Annotated in this window: 11 protein-coding genes and 1 tRNA gene; 8 read left to right on the forward strand and 4 right to left on the reverse strand. The window is 35.2% G+C overall.

The window, feature by feature from the left end; translation table 11 throughout:
- The first annotated feature begins 298 nt into the window (after nucleotides 1–298).
- Nucleotides 299–7723, forward strand: a complete 7425-nt coding sequence (locus MUA87_RS01310) for an LPXTG cell wall anchor domain-containing protein (RefSeq protein WP_394356891.1) — start codon at nucleotides 299–301, stop codon at nucleotides 7721–7723.
- Nucleotides 7724–8006: 283 nt separating this feature from the next.
- Here the strand turns inward: MUA87_RS01310 and MUA87_RS01315 are convergent.
- Nucleotides 8007–8096: transfer RNA gene (locus tag MUA87_RS01315), tRNA-Ser, on the reverse strand.
- A gap of 371 nt (nucleotides 8097–8467) precedes the next feature.
- On the opposite strand from MUA87_RS01315, the gene MUA87_RS01320 reads away from it, so the two are divergent.
- Nucleotides 8468–9301, forward strand: coding sequence for a helix-turn-helix domain-containing protein (locus tag MUA87_RS01320; RefSeq protein ID WP_002480021.1), 834 nt, complete (start codon nucleotides 8468–8470; stop codon nucleotides 9299–9301).
- Nucleotides 9302–9456: 155 nt separating this feature from the next.
- Nucleotides 9457–10569: a hypothetical protein gene (locus MUA87_RS01325; RefSeq protein WP_262551155.1), complete on the forward strand. Its 1113-nt coding sequence runs from the start codon at nucleotides 9457–9459 to the stop codon at nucleotides 10567–10569.
- A gap of 89 nt (nucleotides 10570–10658) precedes the next feature.
- On the opposite strand, the gene MUA87_RS01330 is transcribed toward MUA87_RS01325, so the two are convergent.
- Nucleotides 10659–11945, reverse strand: coding sequence for a YhgE/Pip domain-containing protein (locus MUA87_RS01330; RefSeq protein WP_002480019.1), 1287 nt, complete (start codon nucleotides 11943–11945; stop codon nucleotides 10659–10661).
- A 163-nt stretch (nucleotides 11946–12108) separates the two neighbouring features.
- Between MUA87_RS01330 and MUA87_RS01335 the strand changes: the two genes are divergently transcribed.
- Nucleotides 12109–12708, forward strand: a complete 600-nt coding sequence (locus MUA87_RS01335; RefSeq protein WP_070462685.1) for a TetR/AcrR family transcriptional regulator — start codon at nucleotides 12109–12111, stop codon at nucleotides 12706–12708.
- Nucleotides 12709–13229: 521 nt separating this feature from the next.
- On the opposite strand, the gene MUA87_RS01340 is transcribed toward MUA87_RS01335, so the two are convergent.
- The gene (locus tag MUA87_RS01340; RefSeq protein ID WP_262551158.1) at nucleotides 13230–14336 is read right to left on the reverse strand and encodes a DsrE/DsrF/DrsH-like family protein; all 1107 of its coding nucleotides are present in this window, start codon (nucleotides 14334–14336) and stop codon (nucleotides 13230–13232) included.
- A 183-nt stretch (nucleotides 14337–14519) separates the two neighbouring features.
- Between MUA87_RS01340 and MUA87_RS01345 the strand changes: the two genes are divergently transcribed.
- From MUA87_RS01345 to MUA87_RS01355, 3 genes are all read left to right on the forward strand, one after another.
- A complete protein-coding gene (locus MUA87_RS01345) occupies nucleotides 14520–14975 on the forward strand; it encodes a MarR family winged helix-turn-helix transcriptional regulator (RefSeq protein ID WP_002480016.1) in 456 nt (151 codons plus the stop codon).
- A 160-nt stretch (nucleotides 14976–15135) separates the two neighbouring features.
- Nucleotides 15136–16779: an alpha-keto acid decarboxylase family protein gene (locus MUA87_RS01350; protein WP_262551159.1), complete on the forward strand. Its 1644-nt coding sequence runs from the start codon at nucleotides 15136–15138 to the stop codon at nucleotides 16777–16779.
- Between the two features lie 517 nt (nucleotides 16780–17296).
- On the forward strand, nucleotides 17297–18913 hold the full coding sequence (locus MUA87_RS01355) for a BCCT family transporter (protein ID WP_031262674.1): 1617 nt from the start codon (nucleotides 17297–17299) through the stop codon (nucleotides 18911–18913).
- Between the two features lie 126 nt (nucleotides 18914–19039).
- Here MUA87_RS01355 and cudC read toward each other — a convergent pair whose 3' ends face one another.
- Nucleotides 19040–19594: a choline uptake/conversion transcriptional regulator CudC gene (cudC, locus tag MUA87_RS01360; protein WP_002480012.1), complete on the reverse strand. Its 555-nt coding sequence runs from the start codon at nucleotides 19592–19594 to the stop codon at nucleotides 19040–19042.
- Between the two features lie 224 nt (nucleotides 19595–19818).
- Between cudC and betB the strand changes: the two genes are divergently transcribed.
- The gene (gene betB / locus MUA87_RS01365; protein WP_262551161.1) at nucleotides 19819–21309 is read left to right on the forward strand and encodes a betaine-aldehyde dehydrogenase; all 1491 of its coding nucleotides are present in this window, start codon (nucleotides 19819–19821) and stop codon (nucleotides 21307–21309) included.
- Nucleotides 21310–21345 lie beyond the last annotated feature (36 nt).

Raw genomic sequence — 21345 nt, forward strand, 5'->3', positions numbered from 1 at the left:
GACAAACTATTTTACTGGTTTAACTCAAGATAAATTAAATGAGTTAACAATTGTACCCGGTACAAACGGTGTTGCTAAACCAGAATATTTTAAACAACAAGCATTTTACAACAAAAGTTATGAATTACCAGTTAGTTTAGAACACCAATTAACAACTGAAGATATAAAAAATGACAGTACTAAATGGCAATCTTTACAAAAGTATTATGATGCTGATAAAGGTGTTATCGAAGTTCCTGTAACTTGGTCATTTGATAATGGCGTTAACAAGTGGGAGCACTTAGATACTGATAATGATATGATTGCCTTAAAAGTATCAGATGCACTTAAAAATGAAATAGATAATAAAACTAAAGCTGATGCAACTGCATCCATTGAAGAAGCTAAAATCGCAGATAAAGAAGCCAAAGCGAAATTACAACAAGCGATTGGTGATTCACTGGTAAGTGAAACAGAATATAATAATTTAACAAACGCTAAAACGAATGGTGAATCTAAAAAGAATACTGCTCAAGAAAAAGTGAATATGCTTCCAGAACGTTTAAGAACAGAGTTACAAGAAGAGCTTAATAAATTAGATGGTATAAACCTTCCTGAAATTAATGATCGTAATAACAATAATATTTTAGATGAACAAGATAAATTAATTGAAGAAGCAAAGGCTTTGTTAAAAGAAGCGAAAGATGCAGAAGATAAAGCAAAAACAACATTACAGCAAGCTAATGTAAACGATGCGATTTCTCCAGAAGAACATAACAATTTATCAGCATTACAACAAGATTTTACAGCAAAGAAAAAAGCAGCAGAAGCAAAGATTAGAGCTGTACATGAAAATCATCAGTCACCTTTAATTAATCAATTAAATCAACTTGTTGGTATCACAGTACCTGAAGTGAATGATAATGATAACAACGGAAAACCAGATACAGAAGATAAGAAAGAACAACAAGCATCAGCTTTGAAAAATGCGGAGGATTTAGTTAGCAAAGCAGAAGAAGCGGATAACACAGCTCAGATACAATTACAAAAAGCTAATGAAGACAAGCTGATTAAACCTCAAGAACATACTGATTTAACTGCCGCAAAAGAAAATGCAGACACAACAAAATCAACAGCAGATACAGCAGTTAAAGCATTACCACAAGAGATGCAAGATTCATTATTAGAAAGACTTGAGAAATTAAAAGGTATTCAAGTGCCAAATATCAATGACCGTAACAACAATAATATTTCAGATGGTCAAGATGCATTAATTGTTGAAGCAGAAGCTTCGTTAAAAGAAGCAAAAGATGCAGAAGATAAAGCCAAATCTACTTTAGAAGAAGCCAATGCTAATAATGCGATTACACCAGAAGAACATAATAATTTAGCATCACTTCAACAAGAATTTGAAGATAAGAAGCAAAAAGCTAAAGAAAAAATTGCAACGATTGATGTGCAGTATCAAACACCATTAACAGAAAAGTTAAACCAACTTGTTGGTATTAAGGTACCAGATGCAAATGATACAAATAAAAACGGCAAACCAGATGCTGAAGATGCTAAAGAACAACAATCGATTGCATTAAGAAATGCAACAGATCTTGTTGAAAAAGCAGAAGCATCTGATCAAGCAGCGCAAACAAAATTACACCAAGTGAAAGAAGATCAATTAGTTAAGCCAGAAGAACATACTCATTTAACTGCTGCAAAAGAAGATGCACATTCAACAAAATCAACAGCGGATGCAGCAGTTAAAGCCTTACCTCAAGAGATACAAACACCATTATTAGAAAGATTAGCTAAGTTAGATGGAATTGAAGTTCCTGTAATTAACGACCACAATAACAACAACATTCCAGACGAACAAGACGCATTAATCGCAGAGGCACAAGATTTATTAGCCGCAGTTAAAGCAGCAGATCAAAAAGCAAACGAAGAATTAACTAAAGCTGAAGCTGATAAAGCCATCAATCAACAAGAGCACGACAACCTAGAAAACTTACAACAAGATTTTACAACGAAGAAACAAGCAGCTAGCGATAAAATTAACCAGATTGAAGAGAAATATCGTGGTGATTTGCCGACACAACTTGAAGCATTAAAAGGAATTACAGTTCCTGCTGTTAATGACACAAATAGTAATGGTAAACCAGATGATCAAGATGCAAAAGAACAACAAGATGCAGCATTGAAAAACGCAGAAGATTTAGTTAAGAAAGCAGAAGCCGCAGACCAAGCAGCACAAACACAATTACAACAAGCCAATGCAGATAACTTAATTAAAGCTCAAGAACATCAAGATTTAACTGTCTCAAAAGAAAATGCAGATACAATAAAAACAACAGCAGATAAAGCAGTTAAAGCCTTACCATCAGAAGTACAAACACCATTATTAGAAAGATTGGCTAAGTTAAAAGGTATTACGGTACCAGGCATTAATGATAACAATGAAAACAACATCCCTGATGAACAAGATGCGTTGATTGAAGCGGCTAAACTTTCTATTAAAGCAGTTGAAGCAGCGGATAAATTAGCTAACGAAGAATTGGTTAAAGCTAATGATGACAAAGTTATTAATCAACAAGAACATGACAACTTAGATGAGCTACAACAAGATTTCACAACGAAGAAACAAGCAGCTAACGATAAAATCAATGCGATTGATGTACAGTATCGTGGAGAATTACCAACACAACTAGCAGCGTTAAACGGTATTGTTGTACCAGAAGTAAATGATAAAGATAATAATGGTAAAACAGACGATGTTGATAAAGCTGAACTAGAAGCATTGCTTAAAGAAGCACAAGTATCTTTAGACAAAGCAAAAGCAGCAGATTTAGCAGCGAAACATAACTTAACAGACGCAACACAAGATAAGCTGATTAATCCGAAAGAACATCAAGATTTAACAGAAGCTCAGAAAACAGCTGTTTCAACAAAAGCAGAAGCAACAGAAAAAGTGAATGCATTACCTGAAGCATTACGTGCACCTTTAGAGCAAGAACTAGCAAAATTAGATGGTATTCGTGTTCCAGACATCAATGACAATAACAACAATATGATTCCAGATACTCAAGATGCTTTAGTTAAAGCAGCAGAGGCAGCAATTGAAAAAGCAACAGTAGTTGATGATTTGGCAAAATCTGAATTAACAAAAGCAAACGAGAATCAAGCTATTTTACCAGAAGAACATCAGACACTACAAAACTTACAACATGATTTTGAACAAAAGAAAGCAACAGCACAACAAGCATTAGACGCAGTTGATCCAGCATATCAAGGTGTATTGCCTGGGAAATTAAAAGCATTAACAGGTATTGATGTACCAGAAGTGAATGATGCTAATAGTAATGATGTAGCTGATGATAAAGAGGCTGAACTCAGAAAACTTGTACAAAAAGTTATAGAAACAGATAAAGCAGCAAAAGCAGCGATTTTAGCGATACAAGATGATGGATTAGTTAATCCAGACGAAATCGAATCATTAAGATCTTTCAAACTTGCTGCATATGAATCTAAAATGAATGCCTTTACCGATGTTCATAATCTCTCAGAGGGAACGCCTTTAAAAGCAGAGTTACTGAGCGTTTTAAGACAATACCCTGATTTAATTGTTCCACCAGTAAATGACAACAATGCAAATGATATTCCAGATTCAGAAGATTTATTAATACGCTTTGCCGGAGATGCATTGAAAGAGGCACAAGCAGCAGATACATCAACAAAAGAAATGTTAGCTGAAGCACTAAAACCAAATGAATTAATTGATGAAACAGAACACCAAGCATTAGTAGCAGCACAAGCTAACTTTGAACAAAAGAAAGCATTAGCAAATGAAAAAATTAATGCGATTCAAGAAGCATACCGCAAAGACCTGCCAAAACAACTTGCGGCATTAACAGGTATTACTGTACCAGAAGTGAATGACGAGGATAAAAACGGGATTCGTGATGACGTAGATCAAGCCATTCATAAAGCGAAAGAAGCGGTAGAAGCAGCAAAAGCAGCTTATAACAATGCATTGACGCAAATGGATGATATTCAAAAAGATAATATCACTACACCAGAAGAAAGCACAGATTTAGCCAAAGCAATTTCATTAGCAGAGGACAAAAAAGCAGCAGCACAAACGTTAGTAGACGCATTATTTTCAGAACATGCAAAACAAACATTACAAACCGAACTCGATGAATTAACACCAATCGGGCCACCACAAGTCAACGATGAAAATCAAAATGGTGTGCCGGATAAAGAAGATAGCTTATTTGATGAGGCAGCCAAAGCTTATGAAGCAGCAAAAAATGCAGAAACAGTAGCACAAACAGCATTAGAAGAAGTTCAAGCAGATGGTGTGGTAAACCCTGATGAACAAGCACAATTAAAAGCGTTACAAGAAGAATTTAAACAAAAGAAAGCATTAGCTGAAGAAAAGCTTGAAGCAGTTGAGAGTAAATACAGACAAGATTTGCCTGAAAAAGTACAAGCGTTAACAGGAATTTCAATTCCATCTGTGAATGATAAAAATCAAAATGGTATTCGTGATGATATTGATACATTAATAGACAAGGCACAACAATTAATCAATGCGACTAAAGATATGGCGCAAGCAGCACAAGCTAAAGCAGATGAGGCATTAGTAGACGGTTTAATCAATCCTAGTGAATTAGAAGTTCTAAGCGGTGCTAAAAATTTAGTAGAAGCTAATAAAGCTGCGGCGCAAGCAGCAATTGATGCTTTACCAATGGCATATCAAAAAGACTTGCAGTTACAATTAGATGCGATTAATGAAATTACTTTACCAACTGTCAATGATCAAGATAATAACCACATTGATGATCATACAGATGCATTGAAAGCAGCTGTTCAAGACTTAGTTGATGAAGCAAAACGTGCACATGAATCATCACAACAACAACTAGAGTCAATTCAACAAGATCAATTAGTCACACCAAAAGAACAGTCAGAATTAATTAACCAAGTCAACTATACGAAGACAGCGAAACACTATGCTCAAAAAGCAGTGGATATGATTGATGAAAACTTAAGACCGGAATTCCAACCACAATTAGATGCGTTAAAAGCAATCGATATCCCAGAAGTGAATGATAAAAATGCAAATGGTATCGATGATAACCAAGATCAATTGATGAGTGATGCATTACAAGCAATTAAGGCAGCAGAAGCAGCAGAAAAAGTTGCGAAAGCAGGATTAGAAACAGCTCAGGACAATGGTGTTATCAACGACGATGAACATGATATGTTATCAAATCTTCAAAAAGCATTCTTAGCACAGAAAAATATTGCTAAAGATAAAATTGCTTTAGTTGATGATGCACTAAAAGGTGAACTTCTAAAAATGCTTGATGCTTTAAAAGGTATTGCAGTACCAGCAGTCAATGATCACAACCATAATGATGTAGATGATACGTTAGATCAAACACTTCAAGATTTAATAAATGCAGTAAAAGCTGCACATGAAACAGCACAAGGTGATTTAATAAAAGCGAATGCAGATTACTTAATTACACCACAAGAACAAGACACATTGATTGAATCACAAAATCATGCATCAAAACTAAAAGAACAAGCAACTGAGACGATTCAACAAAGTAAGATTCCAGCAGCAGTTAAAGATGAATTACTGAATGCTTTAGCGCAAATGCAAGCTATCTCAATTCCAGACATCAATGACCAAAATGCTAATGGTATTGCAGATGATATTGATACATTATTAAAACAAGCAGAAGCACGTGTGGCACAAGCTGAAAAAATGAATCAAGAGGTACAATCTGAACTTGATACAGCAAATGAAAATGGCTTGATTACACCACAAGAACATCAAAACTTATCACAACATCAAGCATTGTTTGAAGGTGCTAAAGATTCAGCACAACAAATTGTGAAGCAATTACCAGCAGCTTATCAATCACCATTTGAAGTACGTTTAAAACAACTTCAAGGCATCACAGTTCCAAACATCAATGATCAAAATGCCAATAATATTTCAGATGCAGATGATGCTGCATTAGCTGAAGCAACAGAGTTTGTCAGAGTGGCACAAGCAATGGATGCTAAACTACAGGAAAAACTAGCAACGAATACAGCAGATGGTTTAGTTACACCAAGCGAATATAAACAATTAGCTCAATTACAAGCAATTTACGAAGATGTGAAAGCACAAGCAAAAGAAAAGGTAAATCAATTACCATTAACATTGCAAGGTAATCTTCCAAAAGATTTAGCGTTGCTCAAAGGTATTACATTACCGCAGATTAATGATCAAAATGAAAATGGTATTGATGATAATGTAGATGTATTAATCAATGAAGCGAGAGATGCGGTGAAAGTAGCACAGTCAGCTGATGAGCATGCTCAAATATTATTTGATTCTACAGTTTCCGACAACTTAATCACACCACAAGAACAAACATTACTAAAATCAGCACAAGAAGAAGCACAAACATTAAAAACATCAGCAGAGACAAAAGTAAACGCACTGCCAAGTGAATTAAAAGGCAATTTACCAGCGTTATTAGCACAACTGCAAGGTATTGACATCCCGGAAATCAATGACGCTAATGCGAATGGTACAAACGACATCCAAGATCAATGGTTAAATGATGCCGAAGCCGCTGTGAAAGCAGCAGAACTTGCGGATAAAGCAGCTCAATCAGCATGGAACATGGCAGTTTCCGACAACTTAATCACACCACAAGAACAAACATTACTAAAATCTGCACAAGAAGAAGCGCAAATATTAAAAACATCAGCAGAGAGAAAAGTAAACGTATTACCAAGTGAACTAAAAGGCAATTTACCAGCGTTATTAGCACAATTACAAGGCATCGACATCCCAGAAATCAATGACGCTAATGCGAATGGTACAAACGACATCCAAGATCAATGGTTAAATGAAGCAGAAGCAGCGTTGAAGGAAGCAATATCAACAAATAATACAGCACACATTGAACTTGAAAAAGTACTTTCAGATCATCATGTACAGACAGAAGAACAAGAAGCATTAACGATTGTTCAAGAAAAAGTAAAGACAACAAAAGAATTAGCACAATCAGCAATAGCTCAGTTACCAAGTGAATTAAAAGGCAACTTGATTTCAGAGTTAAACAACATAGAAAATATTGAAATTCCAGCAGTAACTGAAGATAAATCTACAACTTCTCTTGAAACAATTTCCAATGAAGTAGTATCGGAAAAGTCTGTTACAACAACTACACAACAAGAAGAAATACACCTAGAAAATGCAGATGAAATTTCTCTTAACCAGATAGTTTCTGAAACAACTTCATCAGTTGATTTGAATACTGAGAGTGAAGTTAAACAAGAAGTCAAAACAGAAGGTACAAACAAACAACTAGAGCATACAACAGAAGAGAAAGCATCATCTGAAAGCGCGTCTATAGAGGTAGAACATCAAACCGAAATAACACAAAAACATCAAACGTCTAAAGATAACAATGCTTCTGATGAATCAACAAATGAACATCAAGATACTACTCGAACTTCTAATGGACATATACATCAATATGATAAAGAAAGTTCATCACAAACATTAAGTCACACAGCAACTAGAACTACACATCCAGAACAAACAGTTTCTTCTAAACAACAAAAAGCTTTACCAAATACAGGTCAGTCACAATCTAACAGCATCCTTGTAGGCGGATTAGCCACATTGATTGGCGTCGCATTCTTAGTAAGCAGTCGTCGTAGAAAAAATTAATATTTAAACAAAAGTCGTACTCGTAGGGAGTGCGGCTTTTTTGACAGCGTATTATTTTTTATATCTTAATATCAGCTATATCTTTACCGTTTCGTCTAAATACTCGTAATAAGTGAGACAAAGTAGTCTCGCCATAAAAAGAACCCCATTCTAAGATGATAGAGTGGGGTTTAGTGATGTAGTCTAATATTTGTTAAGCGTATGATAATAACTTAGTGAAATTTTTACGTTAAGTTAATAAAAAAGGATGAGACACCGTTTAGTATCTCATCCTTTATCGTAGCGGAGAAAGAGGGATTCGAACCCCCGCGAGCCGTTAAGCCCCTGTCGGTTTTCAAGACCGATCCCTTCAGCCGGACTTGGGTATTTCTCCATAGCTTTTTAACACAAGATTTATTATATAGGAGAATGTGTAACGCGTCAATAATTTTTTTAATGAAATCCACAGAAATCATAAAGTAATTTTACATATACTTAAAGAATGGACTAAAGGCTTTCTGGTTGAATAAAACAGATAAAAATATAACATTTTAGCACAAAAACTTACAATAAAGCATTCGATTTTCTGAACATTTAGTTTATTATAAATAGGTGTAGTCTTATTTTGGATAATTTCATCAGTTATGAAATGTATCTACCTCAATCATCACTTCTTTTACACTTCTATTTTACTGCTTGCTTTTCTATGGATATTTAGAAGAACTCATTCACATTATCATTTTATTTTATTAGGGGGGTATATTTTTGGATTACAGTTACAATATTTTTCAAGGTTGGTCTTGTATAAAAGATAATTCGAAAAGCGAGGAGTACGTTAATATTTATTTAGTTTTATCAGGTACAGTCTTCGTTAAAAAAGGGGCACAGCACTTTACCTATAAAACAGGAGATCTTTTTGTTCAAAAACCACATTTCACAAATATGGAAGTGGAAATAAAAGAAGGGAAAGTTGTCTGCTTATCAATTCATTATGTGTATTTTAAGCCGGCTTGTTTAAAAGAAATCAATCATGTTGAAAGCAATTTTGAAATCCACCATATCATTAAAAATGATTATATCCAGGCTTTACGTTATGTATGTGAAACAAACTTTGTGAAAGCGAATGCGACCATTGTTCGACTGGTAAGATACTTACGTGTTTACTTGGAAAACTTCGACATCTACTTATTCAATATGACTAATAACCCGACAATCAACCACATTATTGAGTACATCAATCATCATTCAGATGAAGCGTTAAAGTTAACAACTATCGCTGAAAGTTTTGATTTAAATATCAGTTATTTATCACGTGTATTTAAAGATGCAGCACGTGTTAACTACAATGATTACGTACAACAAGTGAAAATCTTTAACGTGGCAGAATATCTATTAATTAATGGTGAAGATAATCAAAAAACCAAAGAAGTTTGGAAAAGATATTCATACTCTAGTAAACGTTCTTTCCTCAACAATTTTAAGAAACAATTTAATATGGTGCCCATGGAGTATGTGGCTCGGTCTCAAAAAAGACGTATTAAAAATAATGAACGTTCTCAAAAAGTGTATGATGAAGTTTTGAAATTCATGAATGGCTAATTCTTATAAAGCGTGTACTCCTGTACCGCTTTTTTATTTTGAGTGACGCAAATCTAAATTAGTATTCAATCTAATAAAATCTTAATCTTATTTTGCGACTGATAGGGTATAAGTTACTAACTTAGTGTATAAATCAAACCTATGGGGGAATTAACATGAAAATCAATATCGCAGATGCTTTAACTAAAAGATTGGGCAAGTTAGAAGGTAACTTTAAACACTACGCAGATGATATGACGTATTTAACTTTAGTGTCAGGTATAGATAAGTCATTAAAAGATTTATTAGGAATTCAAGTTTTGCGTCAAGCACAGTCAGAAACTGTCGCTAGAGAGATGTCACGTTTAGATTTAGCAGTTCTAGATCAAAATGAAATGACAGATATGGTAAAACTAAGAACGGTTTATGTACATGATTTTGAACCAAGCGCTAGCGGCCAAGCAGGTCATGCGGTATCAACAATTCAACGTGATTTTACTGAACATTTAAAGAAAATGACAAACCCGCCTAAATCTTGGGTTTACAATGTTTCTGACCAAACAAAATTCCATTATGCGGCAGTCTATATCGATGTAAAAACCAAGAAAGACTTTGAATTACCAGAAACTAAAAGCGCATTTTTAAAACAATATCCAGAGTTGAAAGATGCTGATTTAATTTATAAAAGTATACAAAACCATCAACAAGAACGTGATCATTCTATTGAAGAAATTGTAGAAGAACCTATACAAACTAACGTAATAGAACCTGCGTTAACAGAACATACTGATTTACAATCTCGTCAAAGTGATGTTCAAGCTATCTATAAAGGTGAATATAAAGACTTCCAAGTAACCGTTTATTTACAGGTCTTAGAATTGGGTTACCATCTAGATGAAGAGCAAAATGAAGAATTAGAAACAACACTCACTACAGATGACAAAGGCGAAGTCATCGCAGTAGGAGAACTAGAAGAAGAATTCACTGCAGTAAAAGAAGAACCAACAAAGGCAGATAAAGCGTCTTCAGAAAATGAATCTTCTGGAGATGACAAGTCCGCACCAGAGTCATCTGAAGAGAAAGAAGAGAAACAAGAAGATAAAGAAAAAGTAGAATCAAAAGACAAGAAAGACAAAGATAAAAAAGGAAAAGGTAAGAAAGACGACAAAGACAACAAAGATAAGAAATCTAAGAAGAAAGGTAAAAAGAAAGACGATAAAAAAGAAGATTCAAAAGACAAGAAGAAAAAGGATAAAAAGAAAAAAGACAAAAAGAAGAAAAAGAAATAATGTTGTTTAAATAAGGTAAGATATGAAAATCCACCTTCAAAGCCAAGCGTGTTTGAAGGTGGATTGATTTTTGTATTTGAGAATAATCTTTAAGCTGGGATTTCAGCTTTTTTATCTGAATGTTTACGTACAAACGCAGCTACAATCACTGAAATAATACCGAAAGTCATAAAGCCGATGAACATCCATACGGTAGTGTTAAGTTCAATAGGATGATGCATATAAATAATTTGTCTTAAGGTTGTCGCATAGTTAGAGAATGGATTCCAACCTGCGATATAGTCGCGATAAAATTTAGGCAACATTTCTTTTGGCGTAGTGACCAATTGCATACTGAAGAACATCAATAAGAAGAAAATTGGTACGCTCTTCATGCCTAACCAAGTCATTGTACCTAAAATCAAACCGATGAAACCTAAGAATGCTAACATCACAAAGCATGCGACACGGTTTGGATGGTCAAAGTGGAAACCTTGAACGCCTGACATAAAGTAAATGTATCCAAAGCTTCCGATAAACGCTGTGAGGACAGCCACAACAATTTGACTCAATGCCGCAATAACACGCTGACTACGTTGAATTAAATGACTAGTTCTAAACGCAAAGAATAATAAAATTGAGCTGACAATAGATCCCATCCAAACTGGCATAAACATTAAGAATGGCGCATTACCATTGGCTTGGTGATCTTTCACCTTATCAACAGACACTGCTTTGGTTTCAACAGGTTGAATTAAACTTTCAATCTCTTTAGCTGGAATAGAGACATTTTGTTTATTTAGAATGTTTAAGCCTTGTTTCATGACTTTTTGGTTTAAATTCGTGCTGATCCCATTAAAAACTTTGTTTGCTATTTGAGAGCCTTGTAAACCAGAACCTTCACTTACAATTGTTTTTAAATGTGCAGCTTGTGGTTTTACTTGTTCTAATCCAGATTGTTTCATTTTTTCCGCCATTTGCTGTGCAACTTGTGGTGGAATCTCTCCAGATTTTACTTTGTCTTCCATTTCTTGTTGTTTTGCTTTCATAACAGTTGCTTGTGTTTTGCTTAAGGCGTGTTTTGAGAAATCCTTTTCTAAGACAATGATTCCGTAATATTTTTGGTTGAATAATCCTGATCTAGCTTTATCCTCACTGGATACAGCTTTCCATTGAATGGCCTCTGATTTATTTTTTAGTAAATGGTCTTCTAAATTTTTTCCGATATTAATAGATTTACTTTGAATAGATGTACCCTCATCTAAATTCACAATCGCTAGTGGCAAGTCTTTTGGTTTTGAGTTATATGCTGGATAGAATGCGACTGATAATAACATCATAATTAAAACTAATACGATAGGCGCAATCCAAAGTAGTTTATTTTTTAAAATGTTCATTTTTTTCACTCCTTATGATTTATTGAACATAGTGTTGATTTATCATTACTTTGATTATTATAATTGGTAATGAAATAGATGCAATGACCAATTTAATGCATCGTGTTCGTTAATCAACACATTGTTGATAATTGTTCATTAAAGAATAAGGAAGTGTTCATTTATGGCTGTAGACCGACGTGTTCGTAAAACACAAAGCGCGATTAAAAAGGCTTTTATTCAATTACTTAAACAAAAAGACTTAGATCATATTACTATTCATGACATTACAGAAGCCGCAGATATTAATAGAGGAACTTTTTATCTGCATTATGAAGATAAATATGATTTATTAGAAAAGATGGAAGATGAATATGCGAATGTGCTTTATGATAAAACACGTATTTTTGAAAGTATGAAAACAATTGAATCTATTGATAAGTTCTATGAAGTCTTTTCTAATCAAGTGTTAAGAAATGTGATCACTCATGTTTATAATAATTTAGAGTTTTATCAAGTTATTTTAACAATAGAAAGACAAAGTCAAATAGAGGAACGAATCTCTGAAATGATTTTAGAGAACATGAAATTACGAATGAATCCAAAAGGAGATATAGCTGGTATTCCTGTGATGTATTTCCATAGTTATGTCAGTGGATCAATGTTGAGTGTGATTAAATATTGGGTTCAAGACGAACAGCGTGTGGATATAGATACATTAATTCAATATATTTCTAAGATTGTATTTAATGGGCCATTGCGATTATTAGCTACTGATCAATAGCATGATGTATTGTATGGAATCTTGTTTTAGATGAACCGCAATTTAATTGAAAGTGGGCTATAAATTTGGTAAGCTTTAGTTGTATTAAAATAGCCCTCAGTCTTACAGGACTGAAGGCTAGAGTAAAGGCTCACAACGCACAATTGTGATTACCAAACGAACCGAATGAGAGACTAGTTATGTTGCTGCATAGCTAGTCTTTTTTGTCGTTCTTGCTGATAATAAACTTGATGGCTGTTGCTAAAAGTGTCACTTGCACAATTGAAGAAAAGTTAATCGTGAGTTCATGGATTATAATGTCCATCCATATCACCTCACTTTCTTGCAGTTCAAGGCACGTGAGGTACTCACAATATAGTAGAACGACCTTTACTCATGAATTAAGTTTAGCATTTTACGGACGCGTTTTCAAAGAAAAAGCGAACAAACGTTCGATTAATTTTGAAGAGTAAGAAGGATATTTAAAGATGATGTAAAAAATCCTCTGCCTTAATTTGAAGACAGAGGATTATCTATATGCTTTAGATAAATAAATTATGTTTGGCATGTTCTGTATCGCCGATATATGTGCCAACACCGCCGATTTGGACATCATCACGCAATTCTTCACGTTTGATACCCATGACATCCATACTCATAGTACATGCGATTAGTTTTATATCATTTTCGATTGCTTTATCGATTAAAGCAGGTAATGAATCGACGTTCTTTTGTTTCATTAAGAGTTTCATCATAAAGCGTCCTAAACCGAACATATTCATTTTAGATAACGGCATACTTTCTGGACTTTTTGGCAACATGAAATCAAAGAGTTTTTCTAATCCTTTTTTCTGCACTTTAGGCGCATCTGTACGTTTTAATGCGTTCAATCCCCAGAAAGTAAAGAAGATAGAAACCTCACGACCTGCTGCACGTGCGCCATTCGCAATGATTAAAGCAGCTAAAGCTTTATCAAGTTCACCGCTGAATAAGACAATCGTTGTGCCATTATTTGATTCGTGGACAGACATAGCTTGATCAGAAGCTTCACCTTTTTCGATGATAGCTGTGACTTTTGAATCATCTGTTTTTAAATCAATTAAGTGATGACCCGTTTGTTTTGCCCAACTTTGTATATCACTCGCAAAGCCTAAATCCGTAACAATCACTTCAACTTGTTCGCCAGGTTGTATTTGTTTGATGGCTTGGCTTAAATTCACGATAGGACCTGGACATTGTAAACCACTGTAGTTTAATTGTTTGCGTTCTGGTTTAATTGTTTTCTCAGAGGCAGTGACTTCGGTCTGCTCCTGCTTACTTGTAGTTTGATGTTGTGGTTGTGCTTCTTGTTGAGAAAGATATGCTTCATAACCGCCGTTTAAATTAATCACATCAAAACCGCTGTCACTTAACATTTGGCTGGCTTGTTGACTGCGTCCGCCTTTTTGACAATAAATGTAATACGTTTTGCCTTGGTCTAATGGAAATTTCGTATTTAACGTTGAAAGTGGATAATTTAACGCATCTTCAATATGACCAGCTTCATATTCATCAGCTTCTCTTACATCAATTAGTTGATCTTGTGCCCCCATAGCTTGTAAGTCTTCGTCAGTTAAGTCTGTGATTTGAACAGTTTTAAATCGAACCATTCGATCATCTCCCTTTTGTTCTATATTGATGTCATTGTACAAAGAATAAAGACAAATTGCACAAGTTTCTATTTGATTGAACCAAGCTTAAAAGAAAAATCAGTGCTTTAGGTCTGTTATAAGACTTGCTATAATAAAGTTAATTATCAGAAAACAACATTTTGAAATAAAGGACTGTGAACCATGACTGCACATAATAACGACTATGATCATCTCTTGTTCTATTTTGCCTATAAAACATTTATTCATACCGCAGATGAAATTATTGAGAAGAAAGGAATGCGCCGCCAACACCATCGCTTCTTATTCTTTATCGATAAAGTGCCTGGGATTACCATCAGAGATTTACTAAGAAGTATGGAAATCTCTAAACAAGGCAGTCATCAAACGTTGAAAAAATTAAAAGATGAAGGTTTAGTTGTCGAAAGAAAATCTAAAATAGATGGCAGAGTCAAAGAACTCTTTGCGACTGATAAAGGTCATGCATTGGTTACAGAAATCAATAAAGCACAAAATGATTTACTTCAAAGTATTAAAGCTGAAGTCGGAAATGATTGGAATGCGATGATGGAAGAACTAGCAAGTAAACGTCCAGGATTCCAAGAAGTAAAATATTTAAAAGGGGAGTTCAAGGAATAACCTTGAATACGCTCTCTGTAGAGTACCGTCTTGAAACATTCAAGGCGGTATTTTTTTATATGGTTGCAGATATTTCAGTTAAGTCAACTTACTTGACCTAATATATATGGAAGCGTTATCCTAGAATTGTATAAGAGAAAGAGAAAAAGGTGGAATGAATATGAATAAACGTGTTGGAGAGTATTTAATGGACTGCCTGAGTACTGCAGGCGTAGATAAAGTATTTGGTGTACCTGGAGATTTCAACTTAGCTTTCTTAGACGATATTATCAGCCGTGATGATATTGAATGGATTGGTAATACAAATGAATTAAACGCAAGTTATGCGGCAGACGGTTATGCACGCATGAATGGTTTAAGCGCAATGGTGACTACATTTGGTGTAGGTGAATTATCAGCGGTCAATGGTATCGCAGGTTCTTATGCAGAACGTATTCCAGTAGTCGCAATTACAGGCGCACCGACACGCAGTGTAGAACAAGCAGGTAAATATGTTCACCACTCACTTGGTGAAGGTGAATTCGATAACTACCGCAAAATGTTCCAAGAAATTACAACAGCACAAGGTTATATCACACCTGAAAATGCACAAGAAGAAATTCCGCGTCTGATCAATGAAGCATTAGCCGAGAAAAGACCGGTACATTTACACTTACCGATTGATGTCGCAATGACAGAAATTGAAGTGAAAGATGCTTATCAATTACCAGAATTTAAAGCACAAGATGTCTCAAACTATATTGAGATGGTTAAAAATAAATTAAACAGTGCGTCTCAACCTGTAATTATTGCAGGACATGAAATCAATAGTTTCAAACTGCATGACAAACTAGAACAATTTGTAAATCAAACACACATTCCAGTTGCGCAATTGTCATTAGGTAAAGGTGCCTTCAATGAAGAAAATCCTTACTATATGGGCATTTATGACGGCTCAATCGCAGAAGAAAATATTAGAAATTATGTTGATAACAGTGATGCAATTTTAAATATTGGTGCGAAATTAACAGACTCTGCCACAGCAGGTTTCTCATATGAATTTGATATTGATGATGTCGTGATGTTGAATCAACACAATTTCAAAATGAATGACACAGAAGATCAAGATGTGACATTACCAGATTTATTAGAAGGTCTGTTAGAGATGGACTATGTGAATGATGCAGATTACCCACAATATAAACGTCCAGAAGCGGGTCAATATGAATTAACGAATGAACCATTAACACAAGAAACGTACTTCGATATGATGCAAGACTTTATCGCACCTGATGATGTGATTCTAGCCGAACAAGGAACATCATTCTTTGGTGCATATGACTTAGCGTTATATCAAGCGAATAAGTTTATTGGTCAACCTTTATGGGGCTCAATTGGTTACACATTACCAGCAACATTAGGTACACAAATTGCTGATCCAAATCGTCGTAACTTATTATTAATCGGTGACGGTTCACTTCAATTAACAGTTCAAAGTATTTCTACAATGATTCGTGAGAAATTAAAACCAGTATTGTTTGTCATCAATAATGATGGCTATACAGTAGAGCGTAAGATTCATGGTGAAAATGAACCATATAACGACATCTTTATGTGGGACTACAAAGCCTTACCAGCAGTCTTCGGCGCTAAAGATGATGTGAAAATCCATGATGTTTCAACAAGTGAAGAGTTGAAACAAGCCTTTGAAACTATTAAAGCTTATCCAGAAATGATGCACTTTGTAGAAGTGAAAATGGCAATGCACGACGCACCGCATAAATTAGAAGCTATTGGTAAAGCTTTCGCAAAACAAAATAGCTAAAGATAATTTGAAAAATAATACACATAAAAATGAATGAAGTGATTCGCACTTTCATTTAAAATCCCTGACGTTTAAAGTCGGGGATTTTTTTTATGAGAGCTTTTGATAAATGTAATTTTAAATCACTAAAAATTGACGATTCTAGAGGATGTTTTCAGTTTTTCTAAAAAAATATTTATTCGTATAAAATGTATATTAATGCATAAAAATGGGTGGTTAAGTTCGTTCAATTCGTTAAATTTAAACTTAACATAGGGATATAAGCGATTAGGACGCTTGAATTACTAATCTGAAATATATATTTATTCATTTTTGCCAACATATTCTTCTGTATGAATTTGCATTATTATAAATAATTCGTTAATGTCTTTATGTAACATAAGAAATGGGGAGTTGGAAAAATAAAAAGAGAAGTAGAATTTGATTTTTATGTTTTCAACGACAATTAATCAATATAGGGAGTGCAAAAACATTGCAAAAAGCTAAAAAGCAAAACAAAGCTAAAAAGTCCCAAATTATGGACTGGACAACGTTTTATGGTACTGTCGCTATTTTATTAATTGCTGTCATTCCGATGATGGCATTTCCTAAAGCGAGTCAAAAAGTAATCACTGACATTAACGAAGCAGTATCCAATTCGCTAGGTGCAGTTTATTTATCACTGGGCTTAATTGTTTTAGGTTTCGTACTGTACATAGCATTTGGCAAATACGGAAACGTAACTCTGGGGAGAGCAAGTGATAAACCGGAATTCGGTAACTTTACTTGGGCAGCAATGCTGTTCTGTGCCGGTATCGGTTCAGATATTTTATACTGGGGCGTTATTGAATGGGCCTTCTATTTCCAAGTACCGCCACATGGCGAGAAAGGTATGACAGATGCTGCCTTAGAATATGCCACAATGTATGGTATGTTCCACTGGGGTCCAATTGCTTGGGCAATTTATGTTTTACCAGCTTTACCGATCGGTTACTTAGTTTTCGTGAAGAAAAAACCAGTTTATAAAATCAGTCAGGCTTGTCGACCGATTTTAAAAGGACAAACTGAAAAATTACCAGGTAAAATTGTCGATATCTTATTTATTTTCGGTTTACTTGGCGGTGCAGCTACATCACTTGGATTAGGTGTGCCAATGATTTCAGCTGGTATTGAACGTTTAACAGGTATTGATGGACAAAGTATGGTGTTACGTTCAGCGATTTTAATTACAATTACGGTTATTTTCGCAGTCAGCTCTTATACAGGACTGAAAAAAGGGATTCAACGTTTAAGTGACGTGAACGTTTGGTTGTCATTTATTCTATTAGGATTTGTCTTTATTGTAGGTCCAACTGTATTCATCATGGAAACAACAGTTACAGGCTTTGGGAATATGTTAAAGAATTTCTTCCAAATGGCTACATGGTTAGAACCATTTGGCGGTATTGACGGACGTAAGGAAACAAACTTCCCGCAACAATGGACAATTTTCTATTGGTCATGGTGGATCGTTTATGCGCCGTTTATCGGACTCTTTATCGCACGTATTTCTAAAGGTCGTACGTTAAAAGAAGTCATCTTAGGTACGATTATTTACGGTACATTAGGTTGTGTCTTATTCTTTGGTATCTTTGGTAACTATGCAGTGTATCTTCAAATTACACATCAATTCGATGTTGTATCATTCTTGAATGCACATGGTACGGAAGCAGCCATTGTTGAAGTCATTCACCAACTACCGTTCCATAATATTATTGTCGTTCTATTCTTGATTTCAGCGTTCTTATTCTTAGCAACGACGTTCGACTCAGGTTCATATATTCTTGCTTCAGCATCTCAAAAGAAAGTAATTGGTGAACCATTACGTGCGAACCGTTTATTCTGGGCATTTGCGTTATGTTTATTACCATTCTCATTAATGCTAGTCGGTGGTCAACGTGCGCTGGATGTTCTGAAGACAGCTTCAATTCTAGCCAGTGTGCCGCTCATTGTGATTTTCGTCTTTATGATGATATCGTTTATTATCACCTTATCTAGAGACCGCGTTAAATTACAATTACGTGCCGCACGATTAAGAGAAGCAGAACATCGTTCCTTGAAGATTAATCAGATTGCGGAAGAACGTGAAGAGGAACAACACGCACAAAGATCTTAACGATTTATAAGTAGAATTACTTTTAAAGATAAAAAATGAATGAAAATGAAGTAGAAATAAAAAATGGCACGCATTCCAAATCTGGAGTGCGTGCCATTTTTATATCGATAAGTTATGGAAAGTGTATTATACATCTTTCGGGTCAGGAATTGGGAAATATTTAAAGATTTCGCCAGTACGGATGGCTTCATTAATTTGAGAAAGCCATTCGTAATAGATACGAGAATGTTCGAGTTGTGCATTGACGCGTTGTGCATAGTCATAAGTTGCTTCGTCGACATCATCTGATTCTAGAACGTGTTGAATAATTTGTTCTGCTTCATCAAGAGATGCCATATTGACGTTTATTTCACGACTGAATTTCACATCGAAGAAGTGTCTAAAGAATACAAAGAAGTCTTTCTCAGCAACAAAGTGTTGTTTACGACTGCCGCGTGTAAATTGTTGTTTTACTAAGTCATACTCTTGTAGACGTTTCACGCCTGTACTCATACTTGGCTTACTCATCTGCAACTTCTCGCGCATTTGATCCAAGGTCATATTATCTTCAAATACCATAGTCCCGTAAAGGTTGCCGACACTACGATTAATGCCGTACAAATCCATTGTTTCGCCAATCGCGTTAATCACTAAATCTTTAGCTTCTTCGATGGCTTGTTCATGTTGATTTGAACTTGTCATACTTAAACCTCCGTCCACTACATTTATATTCATTTTAGAGTTATTTCCCGCATTCGTCCAATGTTGAATCATGAATAGTATATCAAAGTACAGGATTATCTTTAACTTGCTATGCAGTGTGTTATATAAAAAGTGTGTTTGACACTTTCTCTTTATTCATGCTAACATAAACTTTGTAAAATTCGTTAAATAAAAATTTAACAAAGTTAACGGGGGTCTAAATGATGGAACTTGTAAAGCGTTTATCTCACCAACAATACATTGATGGTGAGTGGATAGACAGTGCGAACCAAGCCACACGTGAAATAATCAATCCTTATAATCAAAAAGTTATATTCGAAGTATCAGAAGCAACAGCTGAAGATGCAGAACGTGCAGTAAAAGCAGCAAGACGTGCTTTTGATCAAGGTGACTATGCGAATGAAACAAGTGAAGTCAAAGGACAAAAAGTCAGAGCAATTGCTGACAAGATTAAAGAAAATCGTGAAGAACTTGCGAAACTAGAAACGTTAGATACTGGTAAAACGTACGAAGAATCACTTGCAGATATGGATGACATCCATAACGTCTTTATGTATTTTGCGGGGTTAGCTGATAAAGACGGCGGTGAAATGATTAATTCACCAATTCCAGGTACAGAAAGTAAAGTTGTGAAAGAACCAGTCGGTGTGGTTACACAAATTACACCTTGGAACTATCCTTTACTACAAGCATCATGGAAAATTGCGCCAGCCTTAGCTACAGGTTGTTCATTAGTGATGAAACCTAGTGAAATCACACCATTGACAACTATTCGTGTATTCGAATTGATGGAAGAAGTCGGTTTCCCTAAAGGTGTTATTAATTTAGTATTAGGTGCCGGTTCAGTTGTAGGTGATGTTTTATCAGGTTCACCAGAAGTAGACTTAGTGTCATTTACAGGTGGTATCCAAACTGGTAAACACATTATGAAACAAGCAGCAAATCATGTAACAAATGTCGCATTAGAACTTGGCGGTAAAAATCCTAACGTCATTTTTGAAGATGCTGACTTTGATTTAGCAGTTGATCAAGCGCTAAACGGCGGCTATTTCCATGCAGGTCAAGTATGTTCAGCAGGTTCACGTATCATTGTTCAAAACTCAATTAAAGATAAGTTCGAAGAAGCGTTGATTAAACGCGTGAAAAATATTCGTCTTGGTAATGGGTTTGATGAAGATACTGAAGTGGGTCCATTAATCTCAGCGGAACATTTAGCAAAAGTTGAAGGTTATATGGATGTTGCGAAAGAAGAAGGCGCAACGATTGCGACAGGCGGTAAACGTCCTGATCGTGATGACTTGAAAGATGGCTTCTTCTTTGAACCAACAGTGATTACAGATTGTGATACGTCAATGCGTATTGTACAAGAAGAAGTATTCGGACCTGTTGTGACAGTTGAAGGGTTTGAAGATGAAGCGGATGCGATTCGTTTAGCGAACGATTCAATTTATGGTTTAGCAGGTGCAGTGTTCTCTAAAGACATCGGCAAAGCGCAACGTGTCGCAAGCCGATTACGTATGGGTACAGTTTGGATTAATGATTTCCATCCTTACTTCGCACAAGCACCTTGGGGCGGCTATAAACAATCAGGTATCGGTCGTGAATTAGGTAAAGAAGGTTTAGAAGAGTACTTAGTTTCTAAACACATTTTAACGAACTATCATCCAGAACCAGTGAATTGGTTTAAAGGCTAATGTATTTTAAATAAAGCGAGAATACAGGTGAAATAA

This window comes from Staphylococcus simulans, from assembly GCF_025561465.1.
Classification (GTDB): Bacteria; Bacillota; Bacilli; order Staphylococcales; family Staphylococcaceae; genus Staphylococcus; species Staphylococcus simulans.